Raw genomic sequence first — 10887 nt, 5'->3', positions numbered from 1 at the left:
CCCTTCTGGATAATTTGCAATCGCGCGGCATCGTGGTATTCGGCGCCGACCTTTGGGCCAGCGACTGGAATCCAATGACCCCGGCGCAAGAGTTGAAGCTGATCACCGATCGGCTGAAAAGCGCCGGCAGAGGAATCATCCTGTTTCACGACTCCAAGGCCCGGACGGCGACCATGCTGCCGGCCTTTTTGCGCTATTTGCGAGACCATCATTATCGCGTGGTTCACATCGTGCCGGGCAGCGGTGATACGGCTTTTGGCGCAGGGCCCTAGCGGTTCGAGCCAAGTACGCAATCCGAATTAAGCTCTCGTTCATGCCGCCGGTGCAACGATCGGCGGTCACAATCAGGGACCCAGACGGTGTGCTATGCCCGATAATGCCTCGGCTGGAGCTCGCAGGCTGTTGACAGCTTTCTGCATGGGCCTGCTCACTTGCATCGGCGCGCATACCGCGCGGGCGGGCGATTGTCCGGGGCGCCCGGATGCTCTCGGCACTTCGCGCACCCTCGTAGTCGATCCGCTCGAACATCCCCGGATCGGGACCATGCAATATTCCGAGACCCTGCCGCTGCGGGATCACGAGGTAGTCCTCACGTTCGACGACGGACCGCTGCCGCGCAATAGCGACCGGGTTCTCCGAATTCTTGCCTCGCAGTGCGTGAAGGCTACCTTTTTCGTTATCGGTCGCATGGCGCAAGCCTATCCGGAAGGCGTCCGCAAGCTGGTCGAAGCGGGCCATAGCGTCGGTACCCACTCCCAGAATCATCCGCTGACGATGAATCACATGTCGGTCGATGCTGCGAAACAGGAGATCGATGAGGGTATCGCCTCCGTGAAATCGGCGCTCGGGACCGACGGAGCGCCCGCACCGTTCTTTCGGATACCCGGTCTGCTGCGCGCGGAAGATGTCGAGGAGTACCTGGCATCGCAGGGGATCCAGATCTGGAGCGCGGATTTTCTGGCGGATGATTGGCGACATATTTCCTCTTCGCGAGTGTTCGAGCTCGCGATCAAACGGCTCGAGCAGAGAGGAAAAGGCATTTTACTCTTGCACGACATTCAGGCGCGAACCGTCGCCGCGTTGCCAAGAATTCTCAACGAACTGAAGGTGCGCGGATATCACATCGTCCACGTGGTGCCGGCTACATTGCAAAGTCCGGCGACACCGACCGACCCGCAGGAATGGCAGCTATATCCCGTGTCGGAAAATGTCGCGACTTCGCGCTGGCCCAAAATTCCCAATTTCGCCTTTCGCGACACCAGCATGCTACCGGCTCCGGCGATCTCGGAATTGGACTGGCCAGACGTGCAGGCGCTGTCACTTAGCGAGGAGGATCGGGGAATACCGCTCCGGCGCGGCACACCGCCAGGGCGGCTGGCGTGGCCACGCCCAACGCCTCTGCAGACCGCTCAGGCCACCACTACTCTGCCGGTGCCCGATCACACGGTCTTCCAAATCCGCGAGGGACTTCGTGCAGCAACGCGGGGGCTCAGCGCCCCTCACCGAGCGGAACAGGCCGGACCGGCTGATTACCAGGCGACCTCGCGCCATGCCCGCAATCCGCCTCTAACAATGAACGGGAAAGCCGGCCGGTCTAGCGCGAACGTCCATCAAAAGCGGCAATTGACGCACGGGCGGCGCGGGGCCGTTAAACATCTTGTCCAGGTCAGGAAGAGGAGCGCTTGAGGCTCAACTCGTCACGATCTTCGAAATGCAGAGCAGCACGATGATCGAGAGGAACAGAAGGTCGACGTACGAATTCATCTCGCCTCCTTGCCGCAGCACGCCTACATCGTTGACGATCTGCTTGCGCGCGGCTGAGGCTTGAGGCGTGTTTCCAACCAGCCCCGATAGCCGCCGTGTCTCAAGTTCCAGCCGTTCGATACGCTGAAAGAAATAGAACGATCGCAACGCCGTCGCAGCTCGCATCGCGGCGTAGAGCAGAACCAGTATCGCAATGATAGCGCGCTGGTTGTATTTTTCCATGAAATTCAGGCTGTAGTAGACCAGCGCAAGAAAAACGAAATTGGACAGACACCGATAGGAGAGGCTCAGGAGTTTCATGCGTCTGTTCCTAATGATGCTCTATCGGGCGGTCGGTCGAACCCCCGCGAGGCCACCGGCGCGGTTTTCCGAACTAACAGCACTTTCGGGTTAAGAATGGGTGCGCGGCCGAGGCGGTTGGTTGCGCGATCGGGCGCCATCGCCGCGACGGGCGAGTCCACGGGGCACCCGTGGCGCGGAGCTTGTTTTTCAACCAGGTTTCGAGTTGGTGCGCTCGGAGGGACTCGAACCCCCACGATGTTACTCACTGCCACCTCAAGGCAGCGCGTCTACCAATTCCGCCACGAGCGCTTGGGAAACCGGCCTTGGCATATGCGCCGGACCGGATCAACGGCGCGGGATTTAACAAATCAATGATGGGGGGACAAGGCCTGCCCTCGCCGTGATAGGCGCTTCGGGATCAGGAACCGGATCACCGGCTGCCCGGCAGCCGCGGCAGCATTTGCTTGACTTCGACCGCTATGCGGTTTCGGTCGACCAGCACAACACCGCTCGCGATCGGCAGGCTGTTGGCGAGAATCTTGACCTCATCCGCCTCGGTGGCGTCCAGTTCAATGATAGCGCCGCGGCTCAGCCGCATTACCTGATGGATGGGCATCGTTGTGGTCCCGAGGACCACCATGAGATCGACGCTAACTTTATCGAGGGTTGGCACTGAAAACCCGCACTGGCGTACAAATGCAAAATTGCATCGTTTGAGATCACCACGTTATGGTTAGCCAATGGTTAATGATCGCCAAAGCCTTGATTTGATGTCGCTGTCGCAACCTGGCCTAGGCGAGCCGGTGGAGTGGCTGACATCGCCGAAGACTGTGGCGTATCCGGAGGCCGTCGCGGCCATGGAGGCACGGGCGGCCGAAATCGCCGCGCATCGCGCACCTGAGTTGGTTTGGCTGCTGGAGCATCCACCGCTCTACACGTCGGGCACCAGCGGCAAGGTCCAAGACCTGCTCGACCCTCGATTCCCGACCTTTGCCAGTGGCCGCGGCGGCCAGCTCACCTATCATGGCCCCGGTCAGCGGGTGGCCTATGTGATGCTCGACCTGAAAAGGCGGCAGCCCGACGTGCGGGCTTTTGTCGCGAGCCTGGAGGAGTGGATTATCCGCACTCTGGCCAGCTTCGATGTGCGCGGCGAACGCCGGGAGGATCGCATTGGAGTTTGGGTGAGTCGACCCGACAAGGGACCCGGCTGCGAAGACAAGATTGCGGCGATAGGGGTGCGACTTAGACGCTGGGTCTCATTCCATGGCGTTGCGATCAATGTGCAGCCGGACCTGAGCCATTTCGAAGCAATCGTGCCTTGCGGCGTGGCCGATCCTCGCTATGGGGTCACTAGCCTCGCCGATCTCGGCAATGCAATCACGATGGCGGAGTTCGACCGCGCACTTCGGCGCTCGTTCGGGGATGTGTTCGGTCCTGTCGAGGCACGGCCTGCCGAGACTATCCTCTGAAGGCCTAGGCGGTATGACCAGGATCAATCTCCTTTGGGGTCTTTTTTTCCCGCTGCGGCGTCATCTTCGCGGGATCGGGCGCGCCCGGAACGCCACGCGGCCCCAGGAGTTCGCGCTGGATGTCGTCTTCGGATTTCGCGGGTTCGGTGCCGTTCGGAGGTACTTGCCTGATCATCATCATCTATCTTTCTCAGCGTCCACACGGATACGCGGGATGGACTGAGAAAGCCTGATCGGTGCAATAGTTCCCAGCTTAACGGGCTGCTTCAGCTCTTCGGCCTGCCCCGCTTGGCAAAAAACAATCCCTGCAAGTCAGCTGCGTTTCGCAAGATACCCGCTCGCTTCATGGCTTCGGTTCGTTCCACTCCGGGTTTCATGCTGCGCGCTTGCTCGAGCGCGATCACCGCTTCGGCCTCAAGATCGGTTTCAGGAGGTGAGACTTTCTTGTCGTGAACCATGTTGCCTTGCTCGACGAAGTTGGCCGCTCTCAACCCGCTATTCCAGTATCCCTAGATTGCGGATAGCCCCGTCGGACCTGTAGGGATCGCTAACCAGGGTTCCGGTTTCGGCGTGCCCGCAGTTGCGACATTCGAAGCTGCGACGCTCGAACCCGCTGGGCTCCGATTCAATCCCAACAGTGATCATTCGCGTCTGGCAATGCGGACACCGCCGCAGGTGAATCGGCAGCAGTTCCGGGTCAGGCTTTCGTATCGCCGCCATAACGTGAGAACGTTAGCGCCAGCTCGAAACGCCTGTCTGTTCGGTCTCCGACTGAGCCTGTAACGGTCGCAACGTTTCAGATTGATCAGTCCAGTTGGGACAAGGCATCGACGACTGACGTGACGAGGGAGGCCATCGTGTACGGCTTCGCCAACCATCCTAGCGGCGCATACGGTTCGGCGCGCCGTCGAGTGTGTGGATCGTCATGAGCAGTCGCAAAGATGCAGCGGATGCCAAGCTCCTTGAACAACTCCCGAGCCGCATCAATGCCGTCCCGTTCGCTAGCCAGGCGTACATCCATCACAGCCAAAGAGGGCCGCTGCGCTTTCGCAAGCGCAATCGCTTCCTCCGCGGTCGTAGCAGTGCCGATCACGTTGAATCCGGCATCCGCCAGAGCCGCCACCGTCTGCAGCCCGATCAGGAAATCGTCCTCAACGACCAGAATACGTGTCTGCGCTCGCTCCGTTGCGAGCTCCCGGCGCGAGCGACTTCGCAACGGAGGTTGCTTGGGAGGAACCGAGGGCGGCGCAAATCGCTCGGCTGGAACTCGCGAAGCTCTCGTCCGACCAGGTTTCACGAAGGCCGACCCGCTGCAAATCGGACAAAGGCCCGAGACGGCCTGCGGGTCACGTCGAACGTGCCTTGCAGCTGACCGGCAAGCCCCAGGACGAGCTGCAATCCTGACGAAGCATTTCGGACAGCGTCCAAATCAAACCCGTCCCCATCGTCTTCAACATACAATTCAAATTTGCCATCCCTTTCAGTCAAGCCGACCCGGACGGTCTCTTTCGGACGGTGCTTGGTCCCATGCTTGACGGCGTTGGTCAGTAGCTCGTTCAGGATCAGCGCCAGCGGCATCGCCGCATCATTGGAGAGTATGCCGCTTGCGGTTTCGGCGACCACCTCTATCGCCGGAGACAACGTCTGCTGAAGCGTCTGACAAACGGCACCGAGAAACTCGTTTGCACTAAAATGGCTGGCATCAATGGTGCCGTAGAGTACGCGCTGAGCGGCAGCCATTGAGGCAATGCGCCCGCTCGCCTCATCAAGCACCCGCCGCGCTTCCTCGCTCTTGGCTCTCTTCGCCGCGTTGAATACCAGCGATTGCAACATCTGCATGTTATTCTTCGTGCGATGATTGAGTTCATTGAGCAGCAAACGCTGCTGCGACTCGGCCTGCCTTCTTTCGCTGATGTCCACCAACATATTGATGGCGCCAACCACCTTTCCTGAGACATCCCTTAGCGGGGTCGGAAACGGAATGAACGGAATCCGCCTGCCGTCCGGCCTTTCAGCTACAGCCTCGGCGTTGCGTATCGACCGCCCCTCTTTCAGCGCCACCGCCATCGGGCACTGATCGTGCGGCAACGGCGAGCCGTCAGGATTGTAGAGCTTCCAGGTGACGCACCATTCGTCGCTGCCCAGCGTAGGCCTCCTGCCCGCGAGCTCGACGGCCGCCTCGTTGAAGTAGGTGATTTTACCCTCGGCATCCGTCGTGTAAATTGCGGCCGGAATTGCGGCGAGCAAGTCTTGCAAACGTTGCTCGCTTTCCAGGAGCTTGCGCTGGGTTTCTTTGCGCTCGGTAATATTTCGCGCGATCTTCGACGCTCCGATGATGCGGCCTGCGCGGTCGTACACCGGCGAAACTGTGAGAGAGATATCGACTAGACTCCCATCCTTTCGCTGTCGGACGGTTTCATAATGATGAATACGTTCGCCGCGGCGCAGACGCGCCAGAATTCCCGGCTCTTCGTCTTGACGGTCCGCTGGAATCAGCATCGTTACCGGCTTCCCGATGGCTTCGTCCGCCGTATAACCAAACAGGTGCTGGGCACCGGCATTCCAGGTTTGGATCACGCCGTCGAGATTTTTGCTGATGATAGCGTCGTCGGAAGACTCGACGATCGCTACCAGGTGCATCGCGCTACGCTCGGCAGCGCGGCGCGCCTCATCCTCTTTCAGGCGCTCCATGCTGAACCCAAGCTGGCGGGCAAGGGTAAGGGCAACCCGTACCTCCGGGTCCGAAAAGCGGTGCGGAGCATCGTAATAGGCCATGAACTTGCCGATCAGCCGGCCACTTTGCTGGATCGGAATAAAAGCCACCGCGCCGATCCCCTCACGCGCAATGGTCTCCTTCAGATCATCTGAAAGATCCGATGCGGCGACGTCCTCGAAATAAACCGGGCGGGGCTCTCTGTCGTCCTTGACCCAAGGTGAATGCCCTTCGACTGCTTGCCGATATCTGTCTGATAGACCGCGCGAAGCCACAAAGCGCATTACGTCGGCGCTGTCGAACAACAGAATGGCCGCGCGCTGGCAATCAAGCCCATGCCCGATCGCATCGAGCGCAGCTTCGTAAACTTCCTGCACCGAGGTGACGTACTGGAGTCGTTCCGAAAACTCGTACAGTGCGGCCTGTTCATGCATCCGCCGTGCGAGCGCCTGCTCTGCTATTTTTCGAGGGCTTATATCGTGCTGAACGCGAACGGCGTAGAGGAACCGGCCCGCGCTGTCCCGGATGCTCGACGAAGTGACTTCAGCCCAGAAGTATGTGCCGTCTTTGCGACGAATCCGCTTTTCGACAGAATATTGGTCAATTTCGCCTGCAAGCTGACGCCGGAATTCCTGGAGGTCGCGAGCAACATCCTCTGGCAACGTCTCCTCGAACACGGTCCGGCCCAACAACTCGGGCGGCGAATGGCCGGTCAACTGCGATAGCTGCCGATTGAGCCGCAGAATCCGCCCCTCTTCATCGACTTCGACAATTCCCGCGCCAACCTGTTCGTAGCTAAGGGCAAGTCTCTCGAGCGATTGAAGGCCTGCCAGATCCCCCGCAGGTCTTTCCTGCATATTCATCGCCCGATCCTCACGATTAATGATCCGCAATTAACTGGCTGAGTGTCGAATGAATTTGATCGTGCGGGTGATGCGTCCATTCCATCCCAATCCCCAAAACTGCACTGCACAACGAGTCGCGAGCGGGGGAAAAGGTTCCACTCCGGGCGACGAAAAAAGTTCCGGAACCACCTAGATATTTAGTTTCAGAAGCCTGGAACTTGCGTTTTCGCCGGATTTATCAGCATCACAGGAAAACCGCTCGTTTGAAAAAATCAGTCTCCTCTTCGCTTTATTAATGATTTCCGATCTGCAGAACCAGCGACCCGCAACAGGCCGTTCGGAACCAATGGTGTTATGCGAAAGAACCATGTCCGAGTCGCGGTGTTTTAGTGGCGATGCATCCAACGATGAAGGTGGCGTGGGTAGTGAAGCTCGCTTACACGGTAGGCAGCACCGAAAAGCGTTCGCCGGCTCTGCGGAGATTCAGTACATCAGGGGCCGCGTCCTCCTCTCGGATCACATCGACGCGTGCCGAGGAAGGTCCGCGCCAGCACGACCGAATCATCTCCGACACTAAGTCCGCGGAACCTGCAAACACCGCCTCGACGCTGCCGTCACGTCGGTTGCGCACCCACCCCTGAACTCCGCTCGCCCTTGCGCGGTGCTCGACCCAGGCGCGATAGCCCACGCCCTGTACACGGCCTGTGATCGTCGCCCGACGGATCGAACCGCTCATCTATTTCTTCAGTCCCAGAAACTCGCGCCCACGCGTTTTCCATTGAGGCTCGCGGGTGAGCCGGCTCGTCAGTTCGGTTGACGCCAGTCCACCCAACGCTTTCGGCGGCTGTCCTGCCCGCAGCGCTTTAAGCGTGTCGTGCACGGCTTGGGTTGCCGCGGCAAAGGGCGCATGACCTTGCAGCGCGATCCTCACTCGCTGCTCTGCAAGATAGCGCAAATCCGACATTTCTTCGGGAGCCCCACCTAAGATGATCGGAAGTTTTGTTGATTTCGCGATCGCCTCCAGTTCGGAAGCCTTCTTTATTCCTGTAAAAAACAATGCGTCGACACCCGTTGCCTCGTACGCTTTCGCGCGCGTTACCGCGTCATCGAGTGAGCTGATCGAAGCCGCCCCGGTGCGCCCGATGATAACCAGCGAAGGATCGCTGCGTGCATCGAGCGCCGCTCTCATTTTCCCGACTCCTTCTTCGAGCGTGATCAGTTGTGTTCCGCTCTGCCCAAAGGCTTGCGGTAGCAACGTGTCCTCGATGGTGAGACCAGCAGCACCGGCAGCCTCAAGCTCTTCGATTGTGCGGCGAACGTTCAGCGCGTTGCCATAGCCATGGTCGGCGTCGACCAGAACCGGCAATACTGCGGCGCGCGACATACGGCGCATTTGCTCTGCGAGTTCGCTGAGCGTGATCAAGGTGATATCCGGATCGCCTAATATGGCGAGCGAAGCGACCGAACCGCCGAACATCCCAAGCTCAAAACCAAGATCTGCGGCGATTCGAATCGAGATCGCGTCATAGACCGAACCCGGCCGAACGCACGCGGAACCTGACAGAATCGAACGTAATGATTCGCGACGCTTTCGGAATGCCATCGGTTCCTCTCAAAAATCTGCGGCGATGGTGCTGACACACGCCGAAGCTAAGCAGACACGCTGCTCAAGCAGAGCTTCTAAGCGGTCACCTACCTCAGCCTAGGCAAATTCGAGGATCAGCGCGTCGACGGCCAGTGTGGCCCCGGGAGTAGCGTGAATTTTCTTCACCGTGGCGTCCCGTTCGGCGCGCAAGACGTTCTGCATTTTCATGGCTTCCACGACCGCAAGCGTTTCGCCCGCTTTGACCTCTTGCCCCTCGGCCACGGCGATCGACACCACTAGGCCCGGCATCGGGCACAGCAGCTTCTTGCCGCTGTCGGCCTTGGCGCTGACCGGCATCAACCGTGCTGCGCCTGCCTCGAAGTCGGTGAAGACGTTGATCGCGACTTCATAGCCCTGATGCGCAAGACGAATCCCGTTCGGGATCGGACGTACCTGCATTGCCAACAGGCGACCGTCGATGGTCCCGTGCCAGACCGGATCGCCGGGCTTCCACGGTGAGACCAGATTGTGAGGATTGCCCAGTGCACCGTCGGCGCCGACGAAACGCACGATGATGCCCTCGGTATCGCGTGCGATATCGAGAGCGATCTCGGTGCGGTCCAGCCACACCGAGCGGCGGCGCTCGCGCTGCACCGGTCGGCCGGTCAGTTGTCCCGAAATCTGGCGCTTGCGTTCGCCCAGCACGTGATCGATCGCCGCGGCGACCGCGGCTAGTCGGCGCGCGATCTCACCTTCCGGATTGCGAACTGCAAAACCCTTCGGAAACTCTTCGGCGATGAAACCAGTGGAGAGCTTGCCCTCGCGCCAGCGCGGATGAAGCATCAACGCCGAAAGGAAGGGAATGTTGTGGCGGATACCATCGATGTAGAAGAAATCAAGCGCGGTCGCCTGGGCCTCAATGGCCGCCGCGCGCGAAGGCGCATGCGTCACGAGCTTGGCTATCATCGGATCGTAGTAAATCGAAATCTCGCCTCCTTCCTGCACGCCGGTGTCGTTGCGCACAGTGATTCCGTCGACGCTGCTCTCATGCGGCGGACAATATTTCACCAGGCGCCCGATCGACGGCAGGAAATTCCGAAACGGGTCTTCGGCGTACACCCGTGACTCCACAGCCCATCCGGTCAGCGTGACCGCCTTTTGCACGATCGACAGTCTCTCTCCCGCCGCCACCCGGATCATCTGTTCAACGAGATCAATCCCGGTCACGAGTTCGGTCACGGGGTGTTCGACCTGCAACCGCGTGTTCATCTCCAGGAAATAAAAGCTTTTGTCCTGGCCGGCCACGAACTCAACGGTACCGGCGGAGTCGTAATTCACCGCTTTAGCGAGGGCGACCGCCTGCTCGCCCATATGCCGGCGCGTAGTCTCATCAAGCAGTGGTGACGGCGCCTCCTCCACAACCTTCTGATTGCGACGCTGAATCGAACATTCGCGCTCGCCGAGATGGATAACGTTGCCGTGCTTGTCCCCCAGCACCTGAATTTCAATGTGACGCGGATCGACGATGAATTTCTCGATGAAAACCCGATCATCGCCAAATGACGCCTTGGCTTCCGCTTTGGCGAGACCGAACCCCTCGGCCACCTCGCTGGTCGAATTCGCGATCCGCATCCCTTTGCCGCCGCCGCCTGCGGAGGCCTTGATCATCACCGGATAGCCAATCCCGTCAGCGATCTTCACGGCATGCTTTGCATCCTCGATTACGCCAAGGAAACCGGGTACCGTCGAGACATGGGCCTTCGCGGCCGCCTTCTTGGACTCGATCTTGTCCCCCATCGCGGCAATCGCCTTTGCGTTCGGCCCGATGAAAACGATACCCGCCTGGCTAAGCGCTTGCGGAAAGGCTTCGCGCTCGGACAGGAAGCCATAGCCGGGGTGCACCGCCTGCGCGCCTGTCTTGCGACAAGCGTCGATAACTTTCTCGATAACCAGATAGCTCTCCGCGGCTGCCGGCGGGCCGATCAGGACGGCCTCATCGGCCATTTCGACATGGAGCGCATCGCGGTCGGCCTCTGAATAAACGGCCACGGTTTCGATTCCCATCCGGCGAGCAGTTTTGATGATCCGGCAGGCGATCTCGCCGCGATTGGCGATCAAAATACGTTTGAACATGTGCTTGCTTACTTGCAACTTTTAGGGCGGGATCGGCTCTCGCGAACCACCCGCAATCTGGCACGGGCGGGCGGATGTAACAATTCCGTCGTACAG

General features: G+C 59.7%; 11 protein-coding genes, 1 tRNA gene and 1 pseudogene. 3 read left to right on the top strand and 10 right to left on the bottom strand.

What is annotated here, in order from left to right; all coding sequences use genetic code 11:
• Both VJV58_RS11160 and VJV58_RS11155 read left to right on the top strand, forming a co-directional pair.
• A pseudogene (locus VJV58_RS11160) lies at positions 1-272 on the top strand (hypothetical protein); the annotation flags it as partial.
• A gap of 94 nt (positions 273-366) precedes the next feature.
• Positions 367-1686 carry a polysaccharide deacetylase family protein gene (locus VJV58_RS11155; protein WP_414641476.1) on the top strand — a complete coding sequence of 440 codons (1320 nt, stop codon included), beginning with the start codon at positions 367-369 and terminating at the stop codon, positions 1684-1686.
• Positions 1687-1689: 3 nt separating this feature from the next.
• Here the strand turns inward: VJV58_RS11155 and VJV58_RS11150 are convergent, their stop codons facing one another.
• From VJV58_RS11150 to VJV58_RS11140, 3 genes are all read right to left on the bottom strand, one after another.
• Positions 1690-2064 (bottom strand): hypothetical protein, encoded by a 375-nt coding sequence (locus VJV58_RS11150; protein WP_324137401.1) that lies wholly within the window; start codon positions 2062-2064, stop codon positions 1690-1692.
• 206 nt (positions 2065-2270) lie between these two features.
• Positions 2271-2355: transfer RNA gene (locus VJV58_RS11145), tRNA-Leu, on the bottom strand.
• A 121-nt stretch (positions 2356-2476) separates the two neighbouring features.
• Entirely contained in the window at positions 2477-2719 is a 243-nt protein-coding gene (locus tag VJV58_RS11140; RefSeq protein WP_324137400.1) for a FliM/FliN family flagellar motor switch protein, read from the bottom strand.
• Positions 2720-2786: 67 nt separating this feature from the next.
• On the opposite strand from VJV58_RS11140, the gene lipB reads away from it, so the two are divergent.
• Positions 2787-3515, top strand: a complete 729-nt coding sequence (gene lipB, locus VJV58_RS11135; protein WP_324137399.1) for a lipoyl(octanoyl) transferase LipB — start codon at positions 2787-2789, stop codon at positions 3513-3515.
• A gap of 4 nt (positions 3516-3519) precedes the next feature.
• Here lipB and VJV58_RS11130 read toward each other — a convergent pair whose 3' ends face one another.
• The 7 genes from VJV58_RS11130 to VJV58_RS11100 form a co-directional block, all read right to left on the bottom strand.
• A complete protein-coding gene (locus VJV58_RS11130; protein WP_324137403.1) occupies positions 3520-3693 on the bottom strand; it encodes a hypothetical protein in 174 nt (57 codons plus the stop codon).
• Positions 3694-3781: 88 nt separating this feature from the next.
• Complete coding sequence (locus tag VJV58_RS11125; protein WP_324137398.1) at positions 3782-4006, bottom strand: hypothetical protein; 225 nt, start codon at positions 4004-4006, stop codon at positions 3782-3784.
• A gap of 314 nt (positions 4007-4320) precedes the next feature.
• Positions 4321-4731, bottom strand: coding sequence for a response regulator (locus tag VJV58_RS11120; protein ID WP_324137397.1), 411 nt, complete (start codon positions 4729-4731; stop codon positions 4321-4323).
• Positions 4732-4808: 77 nt separating this feature from the next.
• Positions 4809-7085, bottom strand: a complete 2277-nt coding sequence (locus VJV58_RS11115; protein WP_324137396.1) for a PAS domain S-box protein — start codon at positions 7083-7085, stop codon at positions 4809-4811.
• 424 nt (positions 7086-7509) lie between these two features.
• Positions 7510-7809: an acylphosphatase gene (locus VJV58_RS11110; protein ID WP_324137395.1), complete on the bottom strand. Its 300-nt coding sequence runs from the start codon at positions 7807-7809 to the stop codon at positions 7510-7512.
• Positions 7810-8676 carry an isocitrate lyase/PEP mutase family protein gene (locus VJV58_RS11105; protein WP_324137394.1) on the bottom strand — a complete coding sequence of 289 codons (867 nt, stop codon included), beginning with the start codon at positions 8674-8676 and terminating at the stop codon, positions 7810-7812.
• Between the two features lie 99 nt (positions 8677-8775).
• Positions 8776-10791, bottom strand: a complete 2016-nt coding sequence (locus VJV58_RS11100; protein ID WP_324137393.1) for an acetyl/propionyl/methylcrotonyl-CoA carboxylase subunit alpha — start codon at positions 10789-10791, stop codon at positions 8776-8778.
• Positions 10792-10887: the final 96 nt, after the last annotated feature.

Source organism: Bradyrhizobium sp. (genome assembly GCF_035273305.1).
Classification (GTDB): domain Bacteria; phylum Pseudomonadota; class Alphaproteobacteria; order Rhizobiales; family Xanthobacteraceae; genus Bradyrhizobium.
The sequence above is the reverse complement of the archived record's forward strand: the minus strand, read 5'-3'. Positions and strand labels throughout refer to the sequence as shown.

What these genes read in the sequence shown, in the direction of transcription:
- VJV58_RS11155 (WP_414641476.1), top strand. Translation starts at nt 367, where the DNA reads ATGCCCGATAATGCCTCGGCTGGAGCTCGCAGGCTGTTGACAGCTTTC.
- VJV58_RS11150 (WP_324137401.1), bottom strand. Translation starts at nt 2,064, where the DNA reads ATGAAACTCCTGAGCCTCTCCTATCGGTGTCTGTCCAATTTCGTTTTT.
- VJV58_RS11115 (WP_324137396.1), bottom strand. Translation starts at nt 7,085, where the DNA reads ATGCAGGAAAGACCTGCGGGGGATCTGGCAGGCCTTCAATCGCTCGAG.
- lipB (WP_324137399.1), top strand. Translation starts at nt 2,787, where the DNA reads ATGGTTAATGATCGCCAAAGCCTTGATTTGATGTCGCTGTCGCAACCT.
- VJV58_RS11110 (WP_324137395.1), bottom strand. Translation starts at nt 7,809, where the DNA reads ATGAGCGGTTCGATCCGTCGGGCGACGATCACAGGCCGTGTACAGGGC.
- VJV58_RS11105 (WP_324137394.1), bottom strand. Translation starts at nt 8,676, where the DNA reads ATGGCATTCCGAAAGCGTCGCGAATCATTACGTTCGATTCTGTCAGGT.
- VJV58_RS11130 (WP_324137403.1), bottom strand. Translation starts at nt 3,693, where the DNA reads ATGATGATCAGGCAAGTACCTCCGAACGGCACCGAACCCGCGAAATCC.
- VJV58_RS11100 (WP_324137393.1), bottom strand. Translation starts at nt 10,791, where the DNA reads ATGTTCAAACGTATTTTGATCGCCAATCGCGGCGAGATCGCCTGCCGG.